Source organism: Luteococcus japonicus (assembly GCF_003752415.1).
Taxonomy (GTDB): Bacteria; Actinomycetota; Actinomycetes; order Propionibacteriales; family Propionibacteriaceae; genus Luteococcus; species Luteococcus japonicus.
The window spans coordinates 1650189-1676640 of sequence record NZ_RKHG01000001.1; the positions used below are offsets into that span (position 1 = coordinate 1650189).

The following is a 26452-nucleotide window of genomic DNA, read 5'->3' on the forward strand; positions in this document are numbered from 1 at the left end:
CGCCGCCGGTCAGGGCGGCTGCTCATAGGTGTTTCGCGGGTCGTTCCGGTCGCTGCGTCACCCCATGACCGGCCGGTCTTCAGGTCAAGTTTGTGGGCCTCGACGTCAGTCGTCGAGGACGGCGAGGGACCAGCACCACCCGGCGAGTTCGCGGGCGATCGCGGCGTTGGCGATGTTGTTGGCCTTCTTGCGGGCTTTGAACTGGTTCCAGCGATGGTTCAACCGCCGGTTGCCCAGGTCACCGCGGGCCCGGGCAGCCGGGGACGCAAGATCCCAACGGTCACGGATCGTCTTGCCGGGAACGTAGCGGTGCTGGTGGTGCCAAGCGGCCTCGACCAGCAGCCGCCGGGCATGACCGTTGCCGGTCTTCGTGATCGGACCGAGTGAGCGTGACTGGCCGGATGAGTTCTCGGACGGGACGAGGCCGACGAAAGATCCGATGGAGTTCCCGGTGAACCGGGTCCAGTCGCCGATCTCGACCGCCAGACCGAACCCTGTCAGCGTCGAGATCCCCCGCAGACAGCCGAGCCGGTGGATGGTGTTGGTCCAAGGACTGTCGGCAGCCATGGCGGTGATGCGCTCGTCGAGACGATCACGGCGCGCCGTGATCGTGACAACACTGTCGTAGGCCTCATCGAAGGTGGCCTGGACCAAGGGCGAGTCGAAGTGCTGGCGTTTGAGCCAGGCGTCATGCGCGTTGCTCCAGGTCTGCCCGCCCGAATAGACGATCCCGTGACGCAGCAGCAGCTTCGACAACCGATGCCTGGCACGCATCAAGTCACTACGGCAGTCCTCGCGGGTCCTCACCAGGTCACGAGCAGCCTCGGTCAGCTCATCAGGAACCGCGACCGCAGTGAACGCGTCCAGCCGGAGCAGCATCGAGAGGTGTTCAGCGTCGATCGCATCAGTCTTCACCCTCGATCCGGCTGGCCTCTGGAGCTTGGACGGCGCGGCGACCACCGTTCGGATGTCATTGCCCAGCAGGGTCCGGGCCAGACCGTAACCGGTCGGGCCAGCCTCATAGATCGCCGCGGCCGGGCCGGGCAGGGCCTTGATCCAGGCCGTCACTTCCACAGGGTCGGGGCAGAGTCGGGCTTTGAAGATCTCGCCGGTCTGGACGTCCATCGCATGCGCCACCACGGAGCGGGCATGCACATCCAGACCAACACTCGTACGCTCGGTAAACAACCGGGGCCTCCCACGTATGTCGGAAAGGCCAGACAGGCCCACCCTGTCCGGCAACCCACGAATCGTTGCGCGGCGAGGCCCCGGCCTGCCAGAGCTCTCACCCCTGAATCGGGGTCACCCATACCGTCTAGATACCTGGCTGCAGCAGCAGGATGGCGCCCCCTCGATCGGGCTGGTGCGCTCCCGGGTGGGGCCGTGGCCTGTCCTGGTACGGAGTTGTGCCGGGGCAGCATGGGATGAGAAGTGGGAGTCGGCACGACGCCCGGGTCTACTTCCTGGCCTTCTCTGTCCACCCTGGGTGGACTAGACCGATGCAATCGCTTTACCGCCAGATTGGCCGACTCAGTTCACTTTAGACGAAGGTGATGGTGTAGTACACCTGATATGGGTGTGGGTTTTGTCAAGAGGGCAGGACGAGGCGCCGCCGGGCTGGATGCCTGGCGGCGCCTCTCCTGTGTTGACCTGAAGTGGATGTGGTCAGGGGTTTCGCGTGTCTATACGACGGCGATGTCAGTCTGATATTCGCGGGTTGGTTACCGCAGGACGGTGCTTTCGGCTCGGAACGTCACGCGTGTCTAGGATCGAGCGTCGCCGCCGGTCAGGGCGGCTGCTCATAGGTGTTTCGCGGGTCGTTCCGGTCGCTGCGTCACCCCATGACCGGCCGGTCTTCAGGTCAAGTTTGTGGGCCTCGACGTCAGTCGTCGAGGACGGCGAGGGACCAGCACCACCCGGCGAGTTCGCGGGCGATCGCGGCGTTGGCGACGTTGTTGGTCTTCTTGCGGGCTTTGAACTGGTTCCAGCGCTTGTTCAACCGCCGGTTGCCCAGGTCCCCGCGGGCCCGGGCAGCCGGGGACGCAAGATCCCAACGGTCACGGATCGTCTTGCCGGGAACGTAGCGGTGCTGGTGGTGCCAAGCGGCCTCGACCAGCAGCCGCCGGGCATGACCGTTGCCGGTCTTCGTGATCGGACCGAGTGAGCGTGACTGGCCGGATGAGTTCTCGGACGGGACGAGGCCGACGAAAGATCCGATGGAGTTCCCGGTGAACCGGGTCCAGTCGCCGATCTCGACCGCCAGACCGAACCCTATCAGCGTCGAGATCCCCCGCAGACAGCCGAGCCGGTGGATGGTGTTGGTCCAAGGACTGTCGGCAGCCATGGCGGTGATGCGCTCGTCGAGACGATCACGGCGCGCCGTGATCGTGACAACACTGTCGTAGGCCTCATCGAAGGCGGCCTGGACCAAGGGCGAGTCGAAGTGCTGGCGTTTGAGCCAGGCGTCATGCGCGTTGCTCCAGGTCTGCCCGCCCGAATAGACGATCCCGTGACGCAGCAGCAGCTTCGACAACCGATGCCTGGCACGCATCAAGTCACTACGGCAGTCCTCGCGGGTCCTCACCAGGTCACGAGCAGCCTCGGTCAGCTCATCAGGAACCGCGACCGCAGTGAACGCGTCCAGCCGGAGCAGCATCGAGAGGTGTTCAGCGTCGATCGCATCAGTCTTCACCCTCGATCCGGCTGGCCTCTGGAGCTTGGACGGCGCGGCGACCACCGTTCGGATGTCATTGCCCAGCAGGGTCCGGGCCAGACCGTAACCGGTCGGGCCAGCCTCATAGATCGCCGCGGCCGGGCCGGGCAGGGCCTTGATCCAGGCCGTCACTTCCACAGGGTCGGGGCAGAGTCGGGCTTTGAAGATCTCGCCGGTCTGGACATCCATCGCATGCGCCACCACGGAGCGGGCATGCACATCCAGACCAACACTCGTACGCTCGGTAAACAACCGGGGCCTCCCACGTATGTCGGAAAGGCCAGACAGGCCCACCCTGTCCGGCAACCCACGAATCGTTGCGCGGCGAGGCCCCGGCCTGCCAGAGCTCTCACCCCTGAATCGGGGTCACCCATACCGTCTAGCTAGGGCAGCGACGTCGAACAGCTGTAGCGACGTGCAGCGCCGGCGGCACAAGAGCCCACACCTCTCGCAGGAACCGACGCGTGACCTCGCACCACACGCCGCCTGCCCCGGTGGGCAGGCGGCGTGTGTGATGAGGGTCAGCGGGTGGCGTCGACGAAGATCGGGTTGGCGTCGCCGATCTCGTTGCCGTGGCGGATCGGTCCGTGCGGGTCCACCGAGCGGCCGAAGTAGCCCGCGCCGTGACGGTTGCCGTCGGAGCCGCGGAAGCGGATGTAGAAGGACTCCTCCACATCACGGAAGACGTGGCTCAGCGTGAACGTGCCGCGTCGCCCGGTGGTGTCGAAGCTCTTCATCACGGTGGTCTGCGGTGCACGGAAGCCGTCGCGATCCAAGACACGCCCCGTCACGGGGCCGCCGATGATGTCGACGTGGGCCAGCTCCGGCACGATGCCGGCGAAGTTGGCGTAGTCGGTGGTGGTGACTGCCATCGTCACCTGCACGTCCTGGCCGCGTCGCACCCGGACCCGATCCCCCAACCCGGCAATGTTGCCCCACGCGTCACCCTTGCCACGGCCTCGACGGGCGGAGACCTGCACGTCGAAGCCCTGCAACAGGTGGCCGTGGTCCACCCAGCTTCGGCCTGCCCGCAGGGCCTCCATCACGGCGGAGTAGCTGCGGCTGGTGGCGCCCACGTGGTTGCGGGAGAACTGGCCGGGCCAGAAGTCGGAACCGCCCTGCGGCTCGTCGGTGGCCACCGGATCGGGCCGACGTCCAATCACGTTGAACTTGTCGAACTCGCTCTTCGCACTCAGCCACGGCTCCACCTGCGGGTACTTCGACGCGTCGAACTTCCAGGTGTCCTTCACGGTCAGGTGGTTGTCGGAGTTCGTCGTGATGAAGAAGGGCTTGCCCTCGGCCAGCATCGAGTCCCACATGCCGCCGACGGTGGCGGTCATCCAGTCGAAGCCACCCCACGGGCGCATCATGTCCTCGGTGTAGCCCAGCCAGGAGTAGTCGCTTGGCTTGTTGCCGTGCTCACCGCGCTGGTCGCCCGGGTCGACGTTCTTGCCCACGCCGTAGCCCTGCGCACCGGGGGCGCCTTCCATGCCGATCATGATGTGCGGGTCAGCGTCGCGCCAGTTGCGCATCTCGTGCGGCGAGTCGATGCCCAGACGCATCGGGTGGTTCGCGAAGACCAGTGCGTCACCGATCAGGCCGCGCTTCTTCTGCTCCCCCAGCCATGTGATGGCCTCGACGGCCTCCTGCTCCCAGGCGGCCTCGTCGGAGGAGCCGCGGGGTGCCTTCTCCCAGGCGTTGAGCTTGCCGTCGTAGACCAGCTCGAAGGCGCACAGCGTCTCGAGGGCGCGACGGCTGGGGGTGGTGAACACGGTGCAGTGCTCGGCGCTGGGGATGTACCACTCGATGCCCTGGAAGATGAGCATGTTGCGACGGCTGCGTTCGCGCTGCAGCTCCTCGTACTGGTCATAGATGCCCTGCTTGCGGTGGCCGGTGTTGGAGTGCTCGGTGAAGACCAGCCAGTCGACCCCGTGGCGCTGGGCGGCGTCGAGCTGCTGGTTCACCTTGTACTTCGCGTCGTGCGAGTACTGGGTGTGCACGTGGTGGTCGCCCACCAGCCAGGTGAGCTTGCCGGGGCGACGGGCGGGAGCTGCGGCGGCCGGTTGCGCCAGTCCGGCAGCGCCGAGGCCGCCCGCGGCGACGAGGGCAGCGCCGGAGCGCAGGATGTCGCGACGGTTGAAGCCCAGCCGGACCAGCTCCTCGTCGGCGCGAGCGGTGGCCTCGGCCAGCTCGTCGGGATTGATCGGATGGTTGTCACACATGGTGGGTCCTTCGATTCTCGAGTGGGGGCCTGCGCCGTCCGAAGGCGGACCACCAGTCATCCCACCTCCAGTGGACGGGAGCACCACCCGTGGATGAATGACCGATGAACACCGCGAACGGCCCGACGACAGCCGCCACGCAAGGCGCGGTCATCCCTGGGCGTCTGGCCCCTGTCCGAGGCGACCGACGGAGCCCGCCACGGACTGCAGGAACCCACCCCAAGACGCTCGATTGGCGACGAGGTGAACCGAACGTGTACGCTCTCCCACGGAGGATTCGCCTAGAGGCCTATGGCGCTCGCTTGGAAAGCGGGTTGGGTTCACGCCCTCACGGGTTCAAATCCCGTATCCTCCGCCACTCCCGCAAGGGACGACGCCTCCGGCTCTCATCCGAGAGCCGGAGGCGTTTCGCGTCGAGGCGCGGGACGTCCTGGCGATACGTCGGGCTGCGCTCGTCGCGGAGACACGGGCAGGTTTGGATCTCGAGGCGGGAACATCTCGCGCATCCGTCTTTCCTCGCGAATGATCTGCACCACGAAGTAGGCACCCAGACCAGCCATGCCCAGAACCACCAAGCCGGAGACAACCCCGAGAACCATGTCACCGGTCATGCTGTAGCCGAGCGGATAGACATTTCCGGTCTCTGGGAAGTACTGCACCGTCAAGGTGCTTCCCACCGCAGCGTCTCCCTCCACTCCCGCATGCACAGGTGGAAGGCCGGGCGCGGTGAAGGTGCCAACATTGGTGCAGCCTGACTTGCTGCAATCGCGCGACTCCACATGAAGGCTTCCCTGGATTCCTTCACCGCGACTCGCTGCGGACAACTCTGGAAAGTCCGCCCAAGTCGCCACAGCGATCACCACGCAGCCGACGAACGCCACCAACGCGCCCAGAACATCACGCACCCCGGGTTCCCAAGCCTTCAGCTCGCGCAGCCACTTCACTCACCCAGTATGCGCGTCACATCGGCGCCCAGAAGGCCACATCCCCCTTCGCCACGCAGAGGAAGACCACCGTCGCCCGCTTGTCCCACAAGTGGCCCGCGGCGTACAAAGCTCCGGACATGCGCTGGCAGCGGGCCAGGTTTCCGTCGGTTCCGGGGTCCTTGGCCATTCGCTCATAAACCGAGAGGATCCGACCATCCGAACCCCGGCAGATGTCAAAGGTTTGTATGCCGCTGTAATCCTCCAGCACCTCGAATCGACCGCCGGACGTCGCGCAATCATGTTCACGCCGTGGGTGTTGCACATGGTCGTGGTAGATCGACGGAGCGAATGCCGCAACCAGTGCCACCAGTAGGAGTGGCATCGCGAGCCAGGCCGGCAGCTCAGGTCGCCTCTCACGCGGGGGCCTCAATGCTGTCTCACTCCCCCGCGATCGACGCCTGGATGCGGCGGACCACGTCGCCGAGGAAGCCGCGGCTCAGCAATCCAGGCCCAAGCGGTCCCGGCTCATCGCAACCAACCGCGGGTAGCTGCTTCAAGGCCCGACGCTGGTCGGAACTCAGGTGGGAGATCTGCCAGACAATCTCGTCATCAACGGAATCAGCACCGCCGCTCAGCGACACGGCTTTCGCGGCGTAGGCGGCGGCTCCCAGGGCATGGGCGCCCATGTGCGCCACCGCGGCGGCCTGGGCGACGGACCGAGCGGCCGCTGCACCGGCCGGGGAATCGGCCTTGCCCGCTGCCTTCACGGCCCGCATCCGCAGCTTGATCTCGGCCGCGGCGGTGCTCTCACCATTTCCGAAGGCTCGGGCGCGCTCCACGGCGTCAGTGATGGTCTCGACGCACTCCGCGTCACCGTCGACGAGCAACACGACGCGCGACGCACAATCGGCCGCCCACAAGGCCAGCAGCCGTCGATCGGCTTCACTCAAGGTCTGGCTGTTGACCACTTCCGCTCCTTCGTCGGGGCCGGTTGGGGACTTCCCCCTGATGCGGCGTCGCCGCCTGAGTCTGCCCTTTCCCTACCGAGACTGGGCCAGCCACTGGGCGACCATCCGCACATACTCGCCGTACTGCTCCCGGGCCACCGGAACCGAGGCGGCCACGATGCCAAAATCGACGCCGACATACTCGTGGACCAACACATTGCGCAGCCCCACGCTCGGCTTGAGGGCGTCGGCCAGATCCCTGGTGATCAGCCCGGACTTCACCGCCAGGTCGAAGGACTCCCGGTAGCTCGTCGCGACCGTCCCACCTGTTGTGGAGGCCACGTGCTGGTTGACGTCAGCGGCAAACTCGACCAGTTGCGTCAAGATTCGCTCGATTGCCAGGCGCTTGATCGCGTCGTCCGCCAATACCTGGGCATCGACGGTGCCGACCTGGTCCAGGGCATCCAGCAGCTGCCGCATCAGCTGCAAGCGCACGACCACGGTTTCCGCGGAAAGATCAGAGGGACTCATCGGGCCATTACCTCCACCATCAGGTCACGGAAGCGTTGCGTGTCGCAATAGTCACGAAAGGCCCTCATCTGGGTGCGGGCGAAGACTCCCTCGCCAAGCTCCACCAGCACGTCGGCGGGTCCCAGAGCGGCGTAACGGGCCACCTCCCCCGCACGGTCCAGCGGCATGATGTCCAGCAGATCTCCATAGCGCTCGCCCAAAGCGTTCACCACGGCCAGATCGTCACGCGGCGCACCCGGACGGAACTGGTAGGCGACATCCACGTCATGGGCAGTTTCCGGATCGAGCCGTGCACTGCCAAAGAGCGTGAGGAGTTCGACGCCATGTTCGTCGCACAGCTCGGCCAGCGCGCCCGACTCCTTGTCAGCGCGCAACTGCTGCACCACCTCCGCAACGCCCATGCGCCCACTGTAGGCGAAGCCCTGAGCCAGCCCTTGACCCTGCCACCGTGTCAGGCGCCACAGTGGAGCCATGGCCGAGACCACGAAGCTCATGACGATCGGCGAGTTCAGTTCGCTGACCCGCCTGTCCGTACGGATGCTGCGCCACTACGACACCCACGGGGTCCTGGTGCCCGCGGACGTCGACGCGTGGACGGGTTACCGCCGCTACTCCCCGGAGCAGCTGCGCGATGCCGCGGACATCCGCAACCTGCGCGACGTCGGCTTCGGCGTCTCCGCCATTTCAGCCCTCCTCGCCGCCCGCGGGACGCCGGCCTGGGCCAGTGCGTTGGAACTCCAGCGCCAGACCCTCGTCGCCGAACAGCGCGCCGCCCAGACCCGGCTGGACCTCATCACCACACTTCTCAGCCAAGAAGAGCCCAGCACGTCCATCACCGTCGAACGCACCACCGTCCCCGCCCAGACCCTCGTCGCCCTGCACGGCGTCGTACCCACCTACTCCGACGAGGGCCAGCTGTGGCAGCAGTTCTTCCCGCTGCTGCAGGCCCAGGGCATCATCCCGATCGGGCCGTGCGGGGTCATCGAGCACTGCGAGGAGTACACCGAACACGACGTCGAGCTGTCGGTCTTCTTCCCCGTCGCGCCGGGCACCACGGCCACCGCCCCCTTGCAGGTCCTCGAGCTGCCGGAACGAGACTGCCTGGTCGCGCACGTCGCCGGCCCCTATGACCAGATCACCACCGCCCACGACATGATCAACAGTCGGCTGGCCGCCGAGGGCCTCACGCTGCGCAGCGACGGAACGCTGGCGGCCAAGCCGTTCAACCACTACCTGGTGACACCGGACCAGGCGGCCCCGGAAGACCTCGTCACCGACGTCTTCCAGCCGATCAGCTGAAGATGGGGCGTCCCGATCGAGCGCTGACGGGCCCTTGACACGTTCAGGGTGCACTCGGGTGCGCAATTCGCTCGATCGGGACGACCCCCCCCCGATTAGGGTGGTTGTCATGGCCACCCCCGCCGAACTGACGAACGCCCTCGAACAGGGCCAGAGCGTCGACCTGCCTGGCCACACCTCGTCGCTGCTGTGGAGGACCCTGGCCCCGGCTGTCCTCGCAGTGACCTCCGCCGCCGCGGCACTGGGAAGCTCCACCGCCCTGGTCCGGATCCTGGCCGCGGCATTCGGCCTCGCCATGGTCGTCGCGACGCTGGCCGGGCTGGCAAGCCTGGGCCGCGCCCGCCACACCTACCGGATCCTCCCCGAGGGACTGTGCGTCGACGGATCCCCCGTCATCGCCTGGCCGCTGATCGGCGGCGCCTTCCGCCACACGGACCCGCACACGGACCGCGGCGCCCAGGAATTCCCCGTCCTGTCCCTCACCGAGGACGGCCGGGCCTGGTTGCGCCAGCACGGCACGGCCCGGATGAAGCTCGCGCACCGCAAGGAACTGCGCGGCATGCAGATCCCCCTGGCGAAGGGTTGCAATCCGGAACAGACCGCCCAGTTGCTGTCCGCCGCCATCCGCGCCCATCGGTCGCGCCGCGGCCTGCCACCCGTCGCCTGAACGAGGAGCCCCATGAGCCGCATGCAGAAGCACCTCGACGCCATCCAGCGCAGCAATCACGTGGACCTGTCGGGTGGTGCGGTACGGGAGGGCAAGTACTTGTTCTTCATGCTCGGGTTGCTGGCCTTCGTGACCATCAGCCTGTTCACCGAGGAGTCCCGCTTCAAGCAGGGCGGACTCGTCCTGTTGGGCCTGCTGGACCTCTGCTCGTCTACGCCGCCGCCTGGAACCTAGCCACCGTGCGTCACGCCATCCGGATCAGGCCCGACGGGATCGCGGAACGCGACCAACCAGTCATCCCGTGGCGCATGCTGGCGCAGGCGCAGGCCGGCCGGGACACCGACGGCGCCTACGACATGCGGGTCCTGCTGATCCTGACCAGCGAGGGCCACGACTGAGCCCGCGCCCACGATGTCCTGCTCAAGGATGTCCACAAGCCGCTGCGCGCTCGGGGCATCGAGATGCCGGTGCTGCGCGGCTGCAACCGCCGGGAGACGGCCGACGTGCTCACCGTCGCCATCCGGTTGAACAGGCAGCGGCAGGGGCTCCCAATCTGAGGCCTTCACGTCCCACCTAGCTTGATATTGCAGTACCCAGCTTGGGTTGTAGCCCAAGCTGGGTACTGCGATATCAAGCTAGGTCGGATTGGGGGCGAGCCGCACGACGGGAAAGGACCCGGTGAATCAGACCCGTTCGCGCAGCTTCTCGACGGCCAGCTGGCCCAGCGCATTGGCGGCCAACGGGCTGTCGCCGGTCAGCAGCAGGCGGTCGGCATGGACGGCGCCCGTCATGCCGTCGTTGACCAGTTCGACGCCCCGCTGCTTGAGCCGCTCACCCAGGGCCCAGGTGAGCTTGCCGGGCAGGTAGCCGATCTTCACGTTGGCGCCCTCGTCGAGGCTGTCGGGGAAGACGGCGATCTTGTAGCCAGCAAAGGCATCCCCGGCGGCCAGCAGCGCGGCCGGACCGTGGCACAGGGTGATGATGTGCCGGTCATTGTCCAGCGCCCAGCGCAGGACCGTCCCCACCTGCTCGTCGGACGGCAGTCCGATCATGGCGCCGTGCCCGCCGGGGATGAAGACGGCAGCGTAGTCAGAACCGGCACCCAGCTCGTGGGCGATCACGTCGGCCAGCTTCTTCGGCGCCTTCAGCTTGGGCAGCAGCGCCTCGTAGGCGTCCTTGACGGCCTGGTCCTTGGCCGGGAAGGCCCACAGCTCCAGCTTCGCCATCAGACCCGACGGCGTCGCCACCTCCACCTCGTAACCGGCCTGCACCAAGTGCATCACCGGCAGCAGGGTCTCGACCGGATGGTTGCCGGTGGAGAAGAGCTGGCCGCCCTCGACGGGCAAGTAGCGCTCGTCGGTGGCGATCATCAAGATCTTGCGCGGCCCGCTGGCCACGGTGCCCGGCTCGGCCGCCTCGTAGTCCGTCATCGGCGGCACGTACTGCGCCAGCGAGAACTCCGACGGGAACCAGGCGTCGTGCTCGGCGGTGTCCGGCTGGGGCTTCTTGGAGTCGAACATCTGGGTCTCCTTCACGTCATGGAATGAGCCCAGTCTTGCGCGCCGCGGCCCCCGACACCGCATGGGTTCGCGGAAAGAGGAAGCCTTGACAGGAGCTGGCCCGGCAAGGCCTCAGACCGGCCAGGTCTCCTGGCGCCAGGCGGCATCCCAGAACATCCACTCGTAGCGCGACGCCTGCAGGAAGACCTCCCGCATCCGGACGCGAACCTCGTCGGAGCCGGCCTCGGCCAAGCGGTCAGTGATCTCGCGCGCCCGAAGCGTCGACTCCGCGAAGGCGGGATCGGCATACATGCCGATCCAGTCGCCGTAGGGATGCTGGGCCAGGTCACCGGCGGTGGCCAACAACCGGTCCCCCACCCACTGGTAGATCCAGAAGCAGGGCAGGATCGCGGCCACACCCACCTCGTAGGGGGCAGCGGCGGCCGTCGCCAGCAGGTAGCTGGTGTAGGCACGGCTACTCGGCGACATCTGCCCGGCGCCCACCTCCACATGGGCGGCGTGCAGCTCGCGCTCCGCAACGATGGCCCCCTGCACCCCGACACCCCAGAAGGTGATGTCATCGGCATCGGTGGCTCGAAAGGCCAGCATGCCCATCGCCCGCGCATAGTCGGCCAGATAGAGGGCATCCTGCGTCATGTAGCCGGCGAAGACCTCGCGCGGCAGGCTCCCGTCGCCCAGCCCCGTGACGAAGGGGTGCTGCTCGATGGCGTCCAGGATGGGGCGGGCCTCGGCCCAGATCTCGTCGGTGAATCTCATGTCAGTCCTCCCAGAGGTTCCAGAAATGGTGCACCGGCCCGTGCCCGTGGCCGACGTGCAATTCGTCGGCGTGCTCCAGTGCGTGGGTCAACCAGGTCTTGGCGTCGCTGACGGCCTCCAACCAGCCGTCGCGCTGCGGCCGCAGGGTCGCGATGGCCGAGGACAGGGTGCAGCCCGTGCCGTGGGTGTTGACGGTCTCGACGCGGGGTGCCGCCAATTCCGCGACGCCCTGCGCGTCCGCGTAGATGTCCACCATCTCGCCGCCCGCCAGGTGCCCGGCCTTGAGCAGCACCCGCTGAGCCCCCAGCTCCAGCAGCGCCTTGGCCTGGCCCGCCATCGCGGAGGCCTCGGTCACCTCGTCGACCCCCAGCAGCACCGCCGCCTCGGGCAGGTTCGGGGTGATCAGGGAGGCCTTCGGGACCAGTGCCCGCACGGCAGCCTCCGCCTCGCGGTCCAGCAGGCGGTCGCCGCTGGTGGCCACCATCACGGGATCCAGCACGACGTGTTCCCCGCCGCGGACGTGGTAGTCGTCGATGATCCGTCCGACGACCTCGGCCACCGGGGAGCTGCCCAGCATCCCGATCTTGATCGCGTCGGGAAGGATGTCATCGGCCAGCGTCTGCCACTGCTGCCAGACGAAGCCCGGCTCGACGCCGGAGACACCCGTCACACCCGTGGTGGACTGCGCCGTCAACGCGCACACGACGCCCATCCCGTAGCCACCCAGCGCGCTGAAGGCCTTGAGGTCCGCGAAGATTCCCGCGCCGCCACTGGGGTCGACGCCGGCGATGGTCAGCACCTTGGGGATCATGCCGTCGCCTCCTGCCACTCCCGCACGATCATTGCGGTGGCCTCACCGGGGTCCTCGGCGGCGCAGATGGCGCTGACGATCGCCATTCCAGCCCCCGTCGGCTTGATGGGGGCGATCCGCCCGGGGCCCCCCATGCCACCGATGGCCACCGATGGCACCGTGCTCAGCGCCGCCAGCTCGGCCAGCCCGTCTGGGCCGATCGGCGGTTGGGCATCCGGTTTGGTCTGCTGCGCCCACACCGGCCCGATCCCCACATAGTCGAGCGTCCCGGCCGGCAGCGCGTTGGCCGCCTCCACCAGCTCGCGGCGCTCCACGGACAGGCCCAGGATGGCGTCGGGCCCCAGGAGTTCCCGCGCCTGCTCGGGCGGCATGTCGCCCTGCCCGATGTGCGCCCCGTCCGCTCCCGAAGCGCCCACCAGGTGCACGCGGTCGTTCAGCACGACGGGCACCCGGCCCGCCACCACCTCGACGACGCCCTTCGCCAGCGCCAGGAAGTCCTCGTCCGGCATGTCCGGGTCCCGGACCTGGACGAAGGTGGCGCCGTGGTCGACGGCCGCGGCGACGGTGCGGACCACTCCATCGGGGCCACCGCACATGCCGGTGTCGGTGACCAGGTAGACGCTCATGGCTTCGACAAGCTCAGCCGACGTGAGGGGGCGCTCAGCCCACGTGGGCTTCATGACAACCTCACCTTCTCTTCCAGTTCCTCCGGGGTGACCAGGGCCAGCTGGTCGAGCAGTGCTGCGGCGAAGCTCCCGGGCCCCTGGCTCGTGGCGACGGCATTGTCCGCGGCGACGCAGATCAGGGCGGTGGCGGCGCTGGCGGCCAGCAGCGGTTCGCTGACACCCGCGAAGCCCGCCATCAGGCCGCCCAGACTGCACCCCACGCCCGTCACCCGGGTCATCACCTCGTGGCCGTTGTGGATCCGGACCAGCCGTTCCCCGTCGGTGATGTGGTCGACTGCGCCGGAGACGGCCACCACGGCGCCGGTGCTCCGCGCCAGCTCGTGGGCGAGGTCCAGCACCTCCTGGGGGGCTGCGGTGGAGTCCGCGCCGCGGCCGCCGGCCCCACCCGACAGGCCGGAGATCTCGGAGGCATTGCCGCGGATGATCATCGGACGGTTGGCCAGTACCTCGACGGCGAAGGCGGTGCGCACCGGCAGGCCGCCGGCGGCCACCGGGTCCAACACCCACGGGGTCCCGGCGCTGTGGGCGGCCGCGGAGGCCACCCGCATCGCGTCGTAGGTCTCCTTGTAGGGGGTGCCGGTGTTGACCAGCACGCCGGAGGAGACGCCGGCGAAGACCCCGGCCTCCTCCGGGTTGTCCACCATGGCGGGCGCGGCACCGGCCGCCAGCAGGACATTCGCCGTCCACTGCGCCGCCACGATGTTGGTGAGGCACTGCACCAACGGGGTCTGGGCACGCAGGGTGCGCAGGGAATCGGCAAGCTCTGCCGGGGAAATGACGGATGTGCTCATTGAAGAGACGTCCCTTCGCTAGTCCGAACTAGATCAGGTTCGACGGGTCTGTTCTCAGCCACCTGCGTGGCACCCCGCGTCCTTCTCGGAAGGCTATCGCACGTCGGGCCGCCAGTGGCTGCCGGGGGGCACAGCCACGGAGCCGTGGGCGTGGGGTGAGGGTGTGTGGGTGCGGGTGTGTGGGTGCGGGGTGGCGCAACTCACGTAGCTTGATCTGTGAGGGAGAGGACCCGACGCACAGGCACCGCGGCCCGGACCCGATGGACTGGTCAGGCGCGCAAGGATGGTGGGCATGCGCCATCCCTTCTTCGAGATCGACGTCTTCGCCACCACCGCCTTCAGCGGCAATCCCCTCGCGGTGGTTGCCGAGGCCGACGGCCTGACCACGGAGCAGATGCGCGCCATCGCGTCGTGGACCAATTTCTCCGAGACCACCTTCCTGCTCCGGCCCACCACCCCGGAGGCCGACTACCGGGTACGGATCATGACGCCCTTCGAGGAGTTCCCCTTCGCCGGGCACCCGACGCTGGGCACGGCCCGCGCCTGGCTGGAGCTCGACGGGCAGCCCCGCACCCCCGGTGTGGTCGTCCAGGAGTGCGGCGCCGGCCTGGTGCCGGTGCGCGTCGCCGACGACGAGCTGTCCTTCGCCACCCCGCCCTGCCTGCGTGCCGGCCCGCTGCCCGACGACGAACTCGCCGAGCTGCTGCGTGTCCTGGACCTGTCACCCCAGGACGTCGTCGCCCATGCGTGGGGTGACAACGGCCCCGGCTGGCGGATGGTGCAGCTGAGCAGTGCCGAGGCGGTGCGTGCCGTGCGTCCCCGCGCGGACCGTGCTGACGCAAAGGTCGGCCTCGTGGGCCTGGAAGAGCCGGGACGGGATGCCGCCTACGAGGTTCGTGCCATCACCGATGACCGGGAGGACCCGGTGACCGGCTCACTGAACGGCGCGGTGGCGCAATGGCTGCGGGAGCGCGGCCTGGTGGGCAGTACCTACGTAGCGGCCCAGGGAGGTCAGGTGGGACGCGCCGGCCGGGTGCGGATCCACGACGACGGGAGCGACATCTGGGTGGGCGGCAGGGTGGTCACCCGGGTCCGCGGCGCCATCGAAAGCTGAGTCCCAGCGAAGAAAGAGCATTTCTCTACACTGTTTGGTGCGAATATATTGCGGGCATGGACGAGACACTGCTGCAGGCCCGTGGCCTGGAGATGGCCGGGCGCACGTCGATGGTCTTCGGCCCGGTGGACATGGACCTGCCCCGCGGCCAGCTCGGCGTCGTCACCGGCCAGCAGGGCTCCGGCCGTTCGGCCCTGCTGCTGGCCCTGGCAGGGCGCCTCAAGGGTGTCCAGGGTGAACTGACCGTCGGCGAGATCGACGGCATCGCCCACCCCCGCAAGCTGCGCCGGGAGGTCTCCGTGGCCCGGATCACCGGTCTGGCGGACCTGGAGCCCAATCTGACCATCGGTGAGTCACGCGACGAGCGAGCCATCGCGGAGGGCATCGGGGTGCGCCGCGGCCGGGAGCGCTTCGCCCACCTGGAGCGGGAGCTGGGCCACCGCTTCGACCCCGAGCAGTGGGTGGACCGCATGCCCGCCGTCGAGCGGACCCTGCTCACGCTGGTACTGGGTTGCCTCGCGCCGAGCCGCTATGTCGTGCTCGACGACATCGACGAGTCGCTGACCGACCGCCAGCTCGGATGGATCCACGATGGCCTGGACATCCTCCTGGAGGACGGGCAGCACGTGGTGATGAGCGCCCTGGACCAGAGCCCGCTGCCGGCGAAGGCCGTCGTCTGGCACCTGGACAAGCCCACACTGCCCCAGGACGCGGGCTTCGTGCTGCACCTGCCGCGGCACGCGCAGGACCAGGCCTCGCCCACCCGGCCCATCCCCACTCGCCCAGCCGACCCCACCCCTGACACCCCTGACACCCCTGACACCCCTGACACCCCTGACACCCCTGACACCCCTGACACCCCTGACACCCCTGACACCCCTGACACTCCTGACGCCCCCACTGACCCCACTGACACCACCAAGGACGCCTGATGTTGCTGTCCCGCTTCGAGCTGCGACGTTTCCGGGGCCTGCTGCCCAAGCTCGCCCTCATCTTCGCCACCCTCGTGCCCGTCATCTACGGCTCCATCTACCTGGCCGCCAACTGGGATCCCTATGGCCGCCTCGCGGACCTGCCGGTGGCCATCGTGAACGAGGACCAGAGCGTCACCTACAACAAGCAACAGGTGCACGCCGGGCGGGACTTCACCGAGAACCTGATGTCCAAGCAGGACTTCGGCTGGCGGCTCACCGACGCCGCCGACGCGGAGGACGGCCTGCGGGACGGCCGCTACTACCTGACGGTGCACGTCCCCAAGGACTTCTCGGCCAACCTGGTCAGTGGTTCAGGCGACCATCCGCGACGCGCGGAGATCTCGATGCACCGCAATGACGCCAATGGCTTCGTGATCGGTTCGGTGACCGGGCAGGCGCAGAACAAGATCGAGATGGCAGTCAACGAGACGGCCGTCCAGGCCTACTTCGAGGCCGTCTTCGCCAACCTGGACAAGATTCGCCACGGGATGGTCGAGGCCCGTGACGGCTCCAACAAGCTGACCACCGGGCTCACCGACGCCAAGGACGGCTCCGCCCAGCTGGCCACCGGCGCGACGAAGGCCTCCGACGCCTCCGCCCAGCTGGCCACCGGCGCCAGCACCTTGGACAGCCAGTTCGGCAAGCTGGAGCAGGGCGGCACGGACCTGCAGGCCGGCCTGTCCGAGCTGGGCACGGGTTCACAGAAGCTGGCCACCGGCGCCGAACAGGTGGCGGCAGGTACGCAGACCCTGGCCGACGGCGTGGTGCCGGTACTGGACCGGGCGGCAGAGGTCCAGGGCCAGGTGAAGAAGGACTCGGCGGCCATCGACTCCGACATCCAGGCCGTCAGCTCCGACGTGAACGGCGCGACCGATTCCGTCGACACCCGGCTGGACGCCGTGGAGCAGGCCCTGGCCACCCTGGGCAGTGTGCCCGGCGTCGCCGACTCCACCGCCTACACCGATGCGCAGAAGAAGCTCGCCGAGGCACAGGCCCGCAACGAGCGGGTGGCCGCGGCCGCCACCCGGGCGTCGACCCGCTCCTCGCTGCTGAACCAGCGGGTGCAGGACTCGGCGGCCGCCACGGACCTCAAGGACGCCTCGGCCAAGCTGACGCAGCTCAACGCCGGCGCCCAGCAAGTGGCCGCTGGCGCGGGCACCCTGCACGCCGGCATCGACAGGGCCACCACGGGGGCCGGCACCCTCAATGCGGGTCTGGCCAAGGCGGGCGGCGGCATCAGCCAACTGTCCACCGGGATGGGACAGCTGGACGAGGGCCTGACCACCCTGGACACCAACATGACCAAACTGGACAAGGGCCTGGGCCAGCTGGTGTCCGGCTCACAGCAGCTCACCAAGGGCCTGACCGATGGCGTGAAGCAGATCCCGGCGTTGACCGACGAGCAGGCCGACGGCGCCGCCCAGGTGCTCAGCAAGCCGGCACACGTCAACACGCTGGTGGAGAACCCCGCGCACGTCTACGGCCGCGGCCTGGCACCGCTCTTCTTCTCCATCGCCATGTGGGTCTTCGGGATCTCGGGTTTCCTGGTGATGCGCCCCATCTCCGGCCGCCTGCTGTCGGGCCGGATGAACCCCCTGCGGTTGGCGCTGAGCGCCTGGGTCCCCTTCGGGACCGTGGCCGCGACGGGTGCCTTCGTCATGCTGGCGACGGTGTGGATGACGCTCAGCCTGGACCCGGTGCACGGACTGGCCACCGTCGGGCTGACTCTGCTGGTGGCGCTGGTCTTCAGCGTGATCGCCCACTTCCTGCGCACCGCCCTGGGGTTGCCCGGTTCCGCCCTGCTCCTGGTCTGGCTGATCCTCCAGTTGGCCTCCACCGGAGGCACCTATCCGGCCGCGATCCTGCCGCCCTTCTTCCGCTGGATCAGCCCCTTCATGCCCATCACCTATTCCATCGACGCCTTCCGGGTGGTCATCTCCGGCGGTCTGTGGAGCCACTTCACCCGCGACGTGCTGGTGCTGGCCGTGATCGGGCTGACGACGCTGGCCCTGGACGTGTTGGCCGTCGGGGCCCGGCAACGCTTCCGGATGAGCGACCTGCACCCACCGCTGCAGCACTGAGCCAGTACCCGCGCGGCTGGCAAAAGGCTTGCACACCTGACATGTTGTGGGGGTGTTCCATCGTCCACCTGCGCGCCGCCGTACGCAGCCACGCCGGGCGCAGGCCAGTTGGCCACGGCGGGCGGAGGAGGACCTGACACTGCCCGGCACCATCCGGGGAGCCATCCGGACCGGCCTGCGCGCCACGGGCGTGGGATCTGGGTGCCGATGGTGCTGGCCGGGCTCGTCCCGGTCCACCTGCGCGCATGGCACCAGGGCAATCAGCTGGGCCTGGCACTGGTGGCCGTCCTGATGCTGGCACCACACCGCAACCACATCGACCCGATCGACCTGTGGGCCTCGGCTACTGGTTTCTGCCCTGGCTGGCCTGGGCGATCACCCTCAGTGCCACGGGCAGCGCCGCCACCGCGGTCATCCTCGACCCGAGCCCGGAGCAACTGTCCCGGTGGCAGGGGCGCCCCCTGCACCGTGGCACTCGACGACGACCACCGCACCGGGCGCCGCGACCTCGTCAACGCCTGAGCAACCGGCCCATACGACGACGAAGGCCCGCAACCCCTCCCGGTTGCGGGCCTTCGTCGCGTCCTGGGCGGATCAGCCCTTGGTCGGTTCCTTCGGCAGGGGCTCGTGGCGGTAGAGGACCGGCACGTAGGCCTCTTCCTCATGGGTCAGCGGGACGACGGTGAAGATGCCCTCGCTGCCCTCGACGATGCTGCCGCGCTCGAACTCGACGTCGCTGAGCACGCCCAGCACGCACGTCTCCGGGTTCTCCTTGACGAATTCCAGTTCGCCGGAGGTCAGGAAGACCGGGCGGCCGACGGTCTCGGCACCCTTCGCGAAGAGGTAGCGCTGCTCCCCGCCCCGGAAGGCCACGGCGCAATAGGGGCGGTCCTCATTGGTGTCGGCGACCTCCCAGCCGTCCTCCTCGAAGCCCTCACGGATCCGGTCCCGGGCGGCGGTGCTGAGCACGCGACGGCGGGAGTCGTCGACGCTCCAGCCGACCTCCACGTCAACCAGGGCGGGGGCGTCCTCACCCACATGGCGGGCCCAGAGGGCGTCCATCTCCCCGGCCATCGGCTGGTGCAGCTCCACGCCGCTCTTGCGCGGGGTCCAGGCGTAGCCCGGGACATCGCGCTGCAGGATGTCCAGCAGGATGGCCTTGTCGCTCTCCAGCACCAGGTCCCAGTCGATGTCGATGTAGTTGGCGTTGCGGTTCGGGTCATCCCAGTGCTCGCCCTGGAAGATGCGGCTGGAGACGACGCCACTGCCGCGCACGCCACGGGGAAGCCCCTCGCAGCGCTCCAGCAGGTAGACCCGGTCCCCCGGCTCGATGCCCTGCTTGCGTCCGCCGGCGGACCAGCATTCGCGCATTGTGGCCCCCGCGCCCGTGCGGGCCACCAGCTCGGCCTCGTCCTCCGGCGACCAGAACCACTTCTCGGTGTCATGGGTGATCAGGAAGGTCCGGTGGGCCCGGTCATTGGGGGCATAGCGCTCGGCGGCCGGCATCTCGTCCAGCTCGGCGGTGTCAATGATGCTGGGCCCCACCTCGGTGGCATCCACGCTCTGGCCCACCAGCGCGTCGCGCACGGGATCCCCGCGGTGCAGCAGGCGGCCCATCAGGGCCTGCATCGGGGTGCCGTCGACGTCGACATTCTCGATACCCTCCAGCTCTGCGACCAGCCGGATGGTCCCGTCATGGCTGAAGGTGGCGAACTGCTCATCCCTCGCCTGCTCGGGCAGTTCCCAGACGCCGCGGTTGGCATTCCACAGCTGTTCGTCGCTGACCTTGGGGTCGAAACCGATGAAGCTTCGTGCAATGGGTTGGGAGAAGGTCTCAACATCTTGCCGGGGACCCAGATTGATGTTGATGGCCACGAACATTCCTCCTGATCAGCGAACGGTTGGTGGGTGAAGCAATGCGCCACCCTCGGGGAGGCTACCCGTTCGGGTGGGGCGCGCCAATGGCTGGGAGACCAGGTACGCCGAGGGCGGAATCATTCCTGGAGCCCGAGCACCCCGTTGTCGTCCAGCGCACCGCTCAGCACGGTGCAGAAATCCCAGCCCAGGGCGGTGCCCTCGATGCGGTGTCCCCGGCGCCACAGGTTCGCGTCGTCGAACAGGGCCATGCCGTGCACGAGGTCCCAGCCCGCCTCGTCGAGGGCGGAGGTCTCGGCGATTCCCAGGTCCAGCAGGTCCGCCCGCACGGAGTCCACCCAGGCCTGCACCAGCTCGCGCAGGGTCGCGGGACCGCCGCCGGCCGGCTCGCTGGTCATCATCAGCACCAGGCAGAGGGCCTCCAGGCTGGTCTCGTAGGCGCACCACTCGGCGGTGCAGTAGAGCACCGCCATCGCCAGCTCCACCCACCCCTGGGCATCCGACGGTTCGTCCAGGACGCCCCGGGCCGTTCCCTCCACCACGGTCAGCAGCCCGGCTCGCACCGCCACCCACCAGAGACGGTCCACGGCCGGGCAGTCCGCCTGCACCGCCCATCCCTCATCCCATGCGACGCGGCTGACGACCGGCACGCTGGCCAGCGCTGCCGGCACCTCGTCGGCGTCGAAGTCCGCGGCGCGGAAACGCCCCGTCCAGACGCCCAGGTCCAGCAGCTCCCACAGTTCGCGCACCTGCCCCATCTCCAGGTCCCCCACCGGCAGCACCTGGCGGGTCCCCTCCGGGCCGGCGGCCACCCAGTCCATCAGGGCACGTAGCTGCCGCCACAGTCCGCTGGCGCGGAAGTCCGCGGCGCTGGCGCGCACGTCGGAAGCAGGGATGAGCCGGTCCCGGGCCTGTTCCTGTTCCGCCAAGGCCCGGCGGGCAGTCACCATCGCGGCTTCCTGGCAGGCCTTCGCCATCCGCCCACGCGCCTTGCGACCCTCGGCCACCAGCTCCGCCGGGCTCGCCGAGCGGACATTCATCCGGCCGTCGCTGCGCAGGAAGCGCCAGAAGACCTCGAGGGTGGCCAGCAGCTCCTCCGCGGCCGGCGGCTCGACGGGACCGCTGGCCGGGTAACGCTCCACCATCAACTGCCGCACGCTGCCGGCCGGCCAGTGGTTGTCCCCCAGGTCGTCATGCAACAGGCGCAGGTCCAGCGCCTGCACCAGCAGATCGACGTCGAGCTGGTGTCCACGCCTTCCTGCCCACACGAGGAGGTCGTCAATGACGGGCTGCAGCACGGGGTCCATGTCCTTGATCGTAGGGGGCCAGCCTGCTGCGGCCTTCCTGAAGCCCGGGTGGGGCACGCTCGACACAGGGGGAGCCAACCGATTCCACACCCTGCGTCGCCAGGAAGAGGCGCAGCTGGAGCGGGAGGAGGCCTCGCCACCACCATCGCCGCGGCCGTGCACGAGGCCCAGACCCAGGACGGCTCGCACATCTGGGAGGACCTCTTCCTGCCCGAGATCGTCGACGAGGACATGAAGCCGGTGGCCGACGAGACCCAGGGTGAGCTGGTCTTCACCTCGCTCGGAAAGCACGCCCTGCCGATCGTGCGCTACCGCACCAAGGACCTGACCCGGCTGCTGCCCGGCACGGCCCGCCCCGGCCACCGTCGGATGGAGCGGATCATCCTGGAGCAGCCGACGCTCAGCCCGCACTTCGTGCTGGAGATCACCCGGCCCGGCCGGATGGACGAGCTGATGGTGCGCGTCGAGCGTCGCCCGGACTCCACCACCGACGACGGCTACCAGGCCGCCAGGATGCTGGCCCGCGGGGTCCAGGTGCGGATCGGCTCCTCCTGCGCCGTGCAGATTGCCGAGCCCGGGGAGCTCGCCCGCTCCGAGGCCAAGATGAAGCGGATCCACGACCTGCGCCCCGAGGCCCCGCTCCACGGTCAGCCCTGATCCCGGGGCCCAAACTGAGAGGAAACTCGAGGACTGGCACGTTCCAGTTTCGTCCTACCCTCCCCTGGGTTCTCAGTTTTCCCACCAGCACCCCGTCGCTCCACCCGGAGGCGGGGTGCTGCGCGTGCATGGCATGGGAGATACTGAACGTTCAGTAGCACCCGCCGCCCCGTGAAACCGAGCACCCCCACGCTCCCCGAGCACCACCCACCACGATCCCCGAGCCTGTCGAGGGGAAGAGGACGACGATGACACCGCAGAAGACCACCACCAGCCAGCGCCGGGGCCGTCCCGGCTACGACCGCGAAGCGCTGCTGGAGGTCTGCGTCGCCGAGTTCATCAAGCACGGCTACCACGCGACATCGATCGGGATCCTCGCCGAGGCACTGGGCGTCTCCAAGTCCGCCATCTACCACCACGTCGACTCCAAGGAACAGCTGCTGGAGATGGCGGTGGAACGGGCCCTGGGGGCGCTGGAGGGCACCATCACCGAGGCGGAGGCGCAGGCCGGCACCAGCCTGGACCGGGTCGAATGGCTCCTGGAGCACAGCGTCCACCTCTTGGTGACCGAGCGTCCCTATGTCACTCTGCTGCTGCGGCTGCGCGGCAACACCGAGGTGGAGCTGGCAGCCATGGCCCGCAGGCGGGCCGCCACCAAGCGGATCGAGGCGCTGGTGCGCACCGCCCAGCAGGACGGGCTGATCCGCCCGGACCTGGGCGCCAAGGCGACCACCCGCCTGATGCTGGGCATGGTCAACTCCATCGTCGACTGGTACCAGCTTGACGGCACCGCCGACGTCGACGAGCTGGTGCACAATGTCCGCACCATCGCGATGGACGGCTTCCGCGCCCGCCCCTGATTCCCGTCGCCCGACCCAAGGCGCAAGATGAAGACGCTCGGGAGCCCCCTTGGGACCGGATGGTCAGGCGGCGGGCCAGGACTTGGCCACGAGGGTCAGCACGTCATAGGGGGCGACGATCTCGTCCTCCTGGTTGTGCAACACGCAGTCCCGGGCCACCTCGCCGTACTCGTCGGTGACCCGCGGCGTGATCTGCTTGGCCGTCAGCGTGACGCGGATCTGGTCGTCATAGGTGACCGGCGTGATGAAGCGCAGGTTCTCCAGGCCGTAGTTGGCCAGCACCGGCCCCGGGGCCGGGTCGACGAACAGGCCGGCGGCCCAGGTCACCAGCAGGTAGCCGTGGGCGACGCGACGCGGGAAGAAGGGGTTGGCCATGGCGGCCGCTTCGTCGGTGTGCGCGTAGAAGGTGTCGCCGGTCTCGTGGGCGAAGTCGGTGATCTCCTGCAGGGTGACGGTGCGCAGCTCGGAGCGGAACTGGTCCCCGATGCCCAGCTCGGCCAGGCTCTTGCGGAGGGGTGCTTGCCCTTGCCAGAATCGACGTCCGAACGGCTGACGCTGTTCGTGGCGGCACCGGTGTGCCAGATGCCGGTGATGGCGGTGAGGTGGTCCGGGCCGCCCTGCACGGCCAGGCGCTGCATGCAGTGCTTGACGGCGCGCACACCACCCAACTCCTCGCCACCGCCGGCGCGGCCGGGGCCGCCGTGCACCAGGTGCGGAACCGGGGAGCCGTGGCCGAAGGCGATCCTGCCGCCGGTCTCCACGAGGGCGTTGACGGCCTTGGCCACCTCCTCGCGCTGGTCGAGGGAGGCCAGCGGGCCCATGGTGGAGCCCTCGGTGCGGGGGCCACCGACGACGATCTTCGACGAGATCTTGGCCTGCAGAACGTCGACCACCGGCTGCACCATGGCCTGCGGCACCACGACGCGACGGATGGCGGTGCACTTCTGGCCCGCCTTGACGGCCATCTCCACCATGATCGCCTTGATGAAGGCGTCGAACTCCGGGCTGTCGACGGTGACGTCGCTGCCCAGGACGGCGGCATTGGGGGAGTCGGTCTCCGCGGTGAAGTGGCAGCCGCGCTCCGTGACGGCGGGGTGCAGCTTGAGCTTGCTCGCGGTGCCGGCCGAGCCGTTGAAGGCGACCATGTCGCGCATGTCCAGGTGGTCCAGCAGGTCTCGCGCGGAGCCACTGACCAGCTGCAGGGCGCCGGCGGGCACCTTGCCGGACTCCACCATCATTCGCACGCAGGCCTCGGTGACATGGCCGGGGGGGTGGCGGGCTTGACGATGGTCGGGACTCCGGCGATGAAGGCCGGGGCGAACTTCTCCAGCATTCCCCACATTGGGAAGTTGAAGGCGTTGATCTGCACCATCAAGCCGTCGAGGCGGGTGTGGACGTGGCGTCCGATGAAGCTGCCGTCGCGGCTGAGCACCTCGGGAGCGCCGTCGACGATCACATGGGCATTGGGCAGTTCGCGGCGGCCCTTGGAGGAGAAGGTGAACATCGTGCCGATGCCGCCGTCGATGTCGCTGGCGTGGTCCCGCTGGGTGGCCCCGGTGGCGAAGGACAGGTCGTAGAGCTCCTGCTTGCGGCCGTTGAGGTAGGTGGCGATCTCCTCCAGCAGCAGAGCGCGCTCATGGATGGTGAGCTCCCCCAAGGACTTCTGGCCGACGGTGCGTGCGTGCTCGACGGCGGTGGCGATGTCCAGGCCGTCGGTGCTGACCCGCGCGACGACCTCGCCGGTGCTGGCGTCGAGCACCTCGGTGGCACGGACCTTGTCGGCGGGGCTCCACCACTCGCCGCAGGTGTAGCTGGGGACGATGGGCAGGTTCTGGGGCGTCGTCATGGGGCTGTGGCACCTCTCGCCCGCGAGAGGCCGTCCCGCCACATTCCATCCACCGAACGAAAGGGCATCATGAGCACCACGAATCCAGCCATCGGCCCCCACGAACCGTGGCGGATCGCCCTGGGCGAGCTCGACGAGAAGATGGGCGTCGAGGTGGTGGAGCAGGGCGTGGAGAAGGTTGTCGTGCGAATGCCGGTCGAGGGCAACCGTCAGTCCCTGGGGCTGTTGCACGGAGGCGCCATGTTGAGCCTCGGTGAAACCGCCGGCTCCTGGGCCGCCCTGATCCATGCCAGCACGCACGGCATGAAGTGCGTCGGGGTGGACGTGGCCGCCACCCACCTGCGCTCGGCGCACGACGGTTTCGCGACGGCCACTGCGACCCCGGTGAAGCTCGGACGCACCCTGGACTGCCATCAGGTGGACATCACCGACGAACAGGGCCGACTGCTGAGCACCTTTCGGATCACCAATATGCTCATCACCCACGAATGAAGCCCCCATGTCCCCCAAACGGGTGACACGAAAGCCCTTGTCTGGATGACCATGACACGCGATCAGGGGACATTAGAGGCCCTCTTCCTGTCCAGCACCTGAGCCTAATGGGCAGTTTCAAATCTTAAGTTGTGTTCACTACTTAAATGCACGATTGTTGACTCATCACCGAAGATCGGATCGGGGGATCCGCTCTACGGAGGGGCGAACCGTTCGGGGGGAACGGGAAGCCGACGCCAGCAGATTCGGGGGAAGACGCTGGCACCGCCCACCAACTCGGGGGACGAGATGGGCAACCCGGCCACATCGGGGGATGGGGCCGAACGCATGACCCGTGGACGGATTCGGGGGAAGACGTCCACGCAGGACCCCGGGCCCGCCAGCACCAGCTGGCGGGCCCGAGGTCTTTTCCCCCACAGGGGTCACCCAGCCTCCCCGAGCGCAGCTCCGAGCCTGCGAGGAGCGGTGCGCGCGAGGGCGCGAGGGTCCAAGGGGGGTCGTCCCCCGGCGAAGGCCTCGTTCAACTCAACGGCCCCGATGCTGCCCAGTTCCCAACCGGCCCGCTCCAGCGCCTTCTGGGTGGCGGGCACGGGTCCGATGCCCATGATCGGCGCGGGCACGCCGGCTGCCGTCACCTGCACCACGCGGACGCGGGCCAACAGGTCGTACTTCTCGATGGCGGCCTTGCTGGCGACGATCACCGCGGAGGCCCCGTCTTGAGACTGGAGGCATTGCCGGCCGTCACCGCGCAACCACCCTTGACCACGGGCTTGAGCTTGCCGAGCACCTCCATGCTGGTGCCCGGGCGCGGCCCCTCGTCCGTGTTGGACATGGTGACCCTGCCCCTGCGGTCGGCGACCGGGACGGGAACGATCTCGGGCTCGAAGCGGCCGGCCTCGATGGCGGCCAGAGACAGTTCGTGCGAGCGCACGGCGAAGGCGTCGGCCTCCTCGCGGCCGATCTCGTCGGCGCGGGCAACCTCCTCCGCGGTCTCCGGCATGGAGTAGGTCATCTTGTCCTGCGCGGTGAAGACGGGGTTCACGAAGCGCCAGCCGATGGAGGTGTCGAAGCTCTCCCCCGGCTTGGCGAAGGCCGTGGTGGGCTTTGCCGTCACCCACGGTGCGCGGGACATGGACTCGACGCCGTCGGCGACGATGACCTCGGCCTGGCCGGACTGCACAATCGCGGTGGCGAGCCCGATGGCGCTCATGCCGGAGGCGCAGCCGGTTCACGGTGATACCGGGCTCGGTATCCGGGAAGCCCGCCAGCAGCCAGGCCACCCGGGCGCAGAGGTGCGGCCGAGAATCTCAATTAACTTAACGAACGTACGGTAACTTAGCAATGAGCGGTCCGCACGAGTGGACGCCGCCTTGCCGC

31 protein-coding genes, 1 tRNA gene and 1 riboswitch are annotated in these 26452 nt (G+C 68.5%); of the genes, 12 read left to right on the plus strand and 20 right to left on the minus strand.

The features are described from left to right. Window positions 1–105: 105 nt before the first annotated feature. The 3 genes from EDD41_RS08035 to EDD41_RS08045 all read right to left on the minus strand — a co-directional run bounded on the left by EDD41_RS08035 (window position 106) and on the right by EDD41_RS08045 (window position 4935). Window positions 106–1188 carry an IS110 family RNA-guided transposase gene (locus EDD41_RS08035; RefSeq protein WP_123575533.1) on the minus strand — a complete coding sequence of 361 codons (1083 nt, stop codon included), beginning with the start codon at window positions 1186–1188 and terminating at the stop codon, window positions 106–108. 694 nt (window positions 1189–1882) lie between these two features. Further along, window positions 1883–2965 (minus strand): IS110 family RNA-guided transposase, encoded by a 1083-nt coding sequence (locus tag EDD41_RS08040; RefSeq protein WP_123575534.1) that lies wholly within the window; start codon window positions 2963–2965, stop codon window positions 1883–1885. Between the two features lie 269 nt (window positions 2966–3234). Next, entirely contained in the window at window positions 3235–4935 is a 1701-nt protein-coding gene (locus tag EDD41_RS08045; protein WP_123575535.1) for a PHP domain-containing protein, read from the minus strand. A gap of 270 nt (window positions 4936–5205) precedes the next feature. On the opposite strand from EDD41_RS08045, the gene EDD41_RS08050 reads away from it, so the two are divergent. Then, window positions 5206–5293: transfer RNA gene (locus tag EDD41_RS08050), tRNA-Ser, on the plus strand. Between the two features lie 28 nt (window positions 5294–5321). On the opposite strand, the gene EDD41_RS16580 is transcribed toward EDD41_RS08050, so the two are convergent. The 5 genes from EDD41_RS16580 to EDD41_RS08070 all read right to left on the minus strand — a co-directional run bounded on the left by EDD41_RS16580 (window position 5322) and on the right by EDD41_RS08070 (window position 7740). After that, window positions 5322–5879: a hypothetical protein gene (locus EDD41_RS16580; protein WP_148060506.1), complete on the minus strand. Its 558-nt coding sequence runs from the start codon at window positions 5877–5879 to the stop codon at window positions 5322–5324. A 16-nt stretch (window positions 5880–5895) separates the two neighbouring features. Continuing rightward, complete coding sequence (locus EDD41_RS08055; protein WP_148060507.1) at window positions 5896–6228, minus strand: hypothetical protein; 333 nt, start codon at window positions 6226–6228, stop codon at window positions 5896–5898. A 70-nt stretch (window positions 6229–6298) separates the two neighbouring features. Then, window positions 6299–6829 carry a putative immunity protein gene (locus EDD41_RS08060; protein ID WP_211336608.1) on the minus strand — a complete coding sequence of 177 codons (531 nt, stop codon included), beginning with the start codon at window positions 6827–6829 and terminating at the stop codon, window positions 6299–6301. A gap of 72 nt (window positions 6830–6901) precedes the next feature. Then, entirely contained in the window at window positions 6902–7339 is a 438-nt protein-coding gene (gene hepT, locus EDD41_RS08065) for a type VII toxin-antitoxin system HepT family RNase toxin (protein ID WP_123575537.1), read from the minus strand. Next, window positions 7336–7740, minus strand: a complete 405-nt coding sequence (locus EDD41_RS08070) for a hypothetical protein (RefSeq protein ID WP_148060508.1) — start codon at window positions 7738–7740, stop codon at window positions 7336–7338. Before EDD41_RS08070 ends, hepT begins: the two co-directional genes overlap by 4 nt. A gap of 70 nt (window positions 7741–7810) precedes the next feature. Here EDD41_RS08070 and EDD41_RS08075 point away from each other — a divergent pair, with 70 nt between their 5' ends. The 4 genes from EDD41_RS08075 to EDD41_RS16820 all read left to right on the plus strand — a co-directional run bounded on the left by EDD41_RS08075 (window position 7811) and on the right by EDD41_RS16820 (window position 9703). Continuing rightward, window positions 7811–8638, plus strand: a complete 828-nt coding sequence (locus tag EDD41_RS08075; protein WP_123575539.1) for a MerR family transcriptional regulator — start codon at window positions 7811–7813, stop codon at window positions 8636–8638. A gap of 109 nt (window positions 8639–8747) precedes the next feature. Next, the gene (locus EDD41_RS08080) at window positions 8748–9305 is read left to right on the plus strand and encodes a hypothetical protein (protein ID WP_123575540.1); all 558 of its coding nucleotides are present in this window, start codon (window positions 8748–8750) and stop codon (window positions 9303–9305) included. Between the two features lie 12 nt (window positions 9306–9317). Continuing rightward, the gene (locus tag EDD41_RS08085) at window positions 9318–9539 is read left to right on the plus strand and encodes a hypothetical protein (protein ID WP_123575541.1); all 222 of its coding nucleotides are present in this window, start codon (window positions 9318–9320) and stop codon (window positions 9537–9539) included. A 5-nt stretch (window positions 9540–9544) separates the two neighbouring features. Further along, window positions 9545–9703 carry a hypothetical protein gene (locus EDD41_RS16820; protein WP_170165286.1) on the plus strand — a complete coding sequence of 53 codons (159 nt, stop codon included), beginning with the start codon at window positions 9545–9547 and terminating at the stop codon, window positions 9701–9703. Window positions 9704–9988: 285 nt separating this feature from the next. On the opposite strand, the gene hchA is transcribed toward EDD41_RS16820, so the two are convergent. The 5 genes from hchA to thiM form a co-directional block, all read right to left on the minus strand. Next, on the minus strand, window positions 9989–10825 hold the full coding sequence (gene hchA, locus EDD41_RS08090; RefSeq protein WP_123575542.1) for a glyoxalase III HchA: 837 nt from the start codon (window positions 10823–10825) through the stop codon (window positions 9989–9991). A 111-nt stretch (window positions 10826–10936) separates the two neighbouring features. Further along, window positions 10937–11581 (minus strand): TenA family protein, encoded by a 645-nt coding sequence (locus EDD41_RS08095; RefSeq protein ID WP_123575543.1) that lies wholly within the window; start codon window positions 11579–11581, stop codon window positions 10937–10939. A gap of 1 nt (window position 11582) precedes the next feature. After that, window positions 11583–12392: a bifunctional hydroxymethylpyrimidine kinase/phosphomethylpyrimidine kinase gene (gene thiD / locus EDD41_RS08100; protein ID WP_123575544.1), complete on the minus strand. Its 810-nt coding sequence runs from the start codon at window positions 12390–12392 to the stop codon at window positions 11583–11585. Next, entirely contained in the window at window positions 12389–13072 is a 684-nt protein-coding gene (gene thiE, locus EDD41_RS08105) for a thiamine phosphate synthase (protein ID WP_245995571.1), read from the minus strand. The genes thiD and thiE overlap by 4 nt, the downstream gene beginning before the upstream one ends. After that, the gene (thiM, locus tag EDD41_RS08110; RefSeq protein WP_094764553.1) at window positions 13069–13869 is read right to left on the minus strand and encodes a hydroxyethylthiazole kinase; all 801 of its coding nucleotides are present in this window, start codon (window positions 13867–13869) and stop codon (window positions 13069–13071) included. The genes thiE and thiM overlap by 4 nt, the downstream gene beginning before the upstream one ends. Next, a riboswitch (TPP riboswitch) is annotated at window positions 13863–13956 on the minus strand. Its footprint overlaps the gene before it by 7 nt. 205 nt (window positions 13957–14161) lie before the next feature. On the opposite strand from thiM, the gene EDD41_RS08115 reads away from it, so the two are divergent. The 4 genes from EDD41_RS08115 to EDD41_RS08130 all read left to right on the plus strand — a co-directional run bounded on the left by EDD41_RS08115 (window position 14162) and on the right by EDD41_RS08130 (window position 18560). Next, on the plus strand, window positions 14162–14983 hold the full coding sequence (locus tag EDD41_RS08115; protein WP_123575545.1) for a PhzF family phenazine biosynthesis protein: 822 nt from the start codon (window positions 14162–14164) through the stop codon (window positions 14981–14983). Between the two features lie 56 nt (window positions 14984–15039). After that, a complete protein-coding gene (locus EDD41_RS17140; protein WP_123575546.1) occupies window positions 15040–15915 on the plus strand; it encodes an ATP-binding cassette domain-containing protein in 876 nt (291 codons plus the stop codon). Next, window positions 15915–18038: a YhgE/Pip family protein gene (locus tag EDD41_RS08125; RefSeq protein WP_211336609.1), complete on the plus strand. Its 2124-nt coding sequence runs from the start codon at window positions 15915–15917 to the stop codon at window positions 18036–18038. The genes EDD41_RS17140 and EDD41_RS08125 overlap by 1 nt, the downstream gene beginning before the upstream one ends. A 201-nt stretch (window positions 18039–18239) precedes the next feature. Beyond that, window positions 18240–18560, plus strand: a complete 321-nt coding sequence (locus tag EDD41_RS08130; protein ID WP_148060509.1) for a hypothetical protein — start codon at window positions 18240–18242, stop codon at window positions 18558–18560. A 72-nt stretch (window positions 18561–18632) separates the two neighbouring features. Here the strand turns inward: EDD41_RS08130 and EDD41_RS08135 are convergent, their stop codons facing one another. Both EDD41_RS08135 and EDD41_RS08140 read right to left on the minus strand, forming a co-directional pair. Next, window positions 18633–19913: a hypothetical protein gene (locus tag EDD41_RS08135; RefSeq protein ID WP_148060510.1), complete on the minus strand. Its 1281-nt coding sequence runs from the start codon at window positions 19911–19913 to the stop codon at window positions 18633–18635. Window positions 19914–20032: 119 nt separating this feature from the next. Further along, window positions 20033–21220, minus strand: a complete 1188-nt coding sequence (locus EDD41_RS08140; RefSeq protein ID WP_170165159.1) for a hypothetical protein — start codon at window positions 21218–21220, stop codon at window positions 20033–20035. A gap of 156 nt (window positions 21221–21376) precedes the next feature. On the opposite strand from EDD41_RS08140, the gene EDD41_RS17145 reads away from it, so the two are divergent. Together EDD41_RS17145 and EDD41_RS08150 are read left to right on the plus strand one after the other, a co-directional pair. Next, window positions 21377–21877: a phenylacetate--CoA ligase family protein gene (locus EDD41_RS17145; protein ID WP_211336610.1), complete on the plus strand. Its 501-nt coding sequence runs from the start codon at window positions 21377–21379 to the stop codon at window positions 21875–21877. A 248-nt stretch (window positions 21878–22125) separates the two neighbouring features. Continuing rightward, window positions 22126–22737 carry a TetR/AcrR family transcriptional regulator gene (locus EDD41_RS08150; RefSeq protein ID WP_094765455.1) on the plus strand — a complete coding sequence of 204 codons (612 nt, stop codon included), beginning with the start codon at window positions 22126–22128 and terminating at the stop codon, window positions 22735–22737. A 63-nt stretch (window positions 22738–22800) separates the two neighbouring features. Here the strand turns inward: EDD41_RS08150 and EDD41_RS17150 are convergent, their stop codons facing one another. The 3 genes from EDD41_RS17150 to EDD41_RS17795 are packed head-to-tail and all read right to left on the minus strand — an operon-like array spanning window position 22801 to window position 24583. After that, complete coding sequence (locus EDD41_RS17150) at window positions 22801–23175, minus strand: MaoC/PaaZ C-terminal domain-containing protein (protein ID WP_245995742.1); 375 nt, start codon at window positions 23173–23175, stop codon at window positions 22801–22803. Next, entirely contained in the window at window positions 23061–23975 is a 915-nt protein-coding gene (locus tag EDD41_RS17790; RefSeq protein ID WP_281273181.1) for an aldehyde dehydrogenase family protein, read from the minus strand. The genes EDD41_RS17150 and EDD41_RS17790 overlap by 115 nt, the downstream gene beginning before the upstream one ends. Continuing rightward, window positions 23972–24583 (minus strand): aldehyde dehydrogenase family protein, encoded by a 612-nt coding sequence (locus EDD41_RS17795; protein ID WP_211336612.1) that lies wholly within the window; start codon window positions 24581–24583, stop codon window positions 23972–23974. The genes EDD41_RS17790 and EDD41_RS17795 overlap by 4 nt, the downstream gene beginning before the upstream one ends. Window positions 24584–24652: 69 nt before the next feature. On the opposite strand from EDD41_RS17795, the gene EDD41_RS08160 reads away from it, so the two are divergent. Then, window positions 24653–25075: a PaaI family thioesterase gene (locus EDD41_RS08160; protein WP_123575550.1), complete on the plus strand. Its 423-nt coding sequence runs from the start codon at window positions 24653–24655 to the stop codon at window positions 25073–25075. 422 nt (window positions 25076–25497) lie between these two features. Here EDD41_RS08160 and EDD41_RS17165 read toward each other — a convergent pair whose 3' ends face one another. Beyond that, window positions 25498–25776, minus strand: a complete 279-nt coding sequence (locus tag EDD41_RS17165) for a hypothetical protein (RefSeq protein WP_211336613.1) — start codon at window positions 25774–25776, stop codon at window positions 25498–25500. Further along, window positions 25773–26285 carry a thiolase family protein gene (locus EDD41_RS08165; protein ID WP_211336614.1) on the minus strand — a complete coding sequence of 171 codons (513 nt, stop codon included), beginning with the start codon at window positions 26283–26285 and terminating at the stop codon, window positions 25773–25775. Before EDD41_RS08165 ends, EDD41_RS17165 begins: the two co-directional genes overlap by 4 nt. Window positions 26286–26452 lie beyond the last annotated feature (167 nt).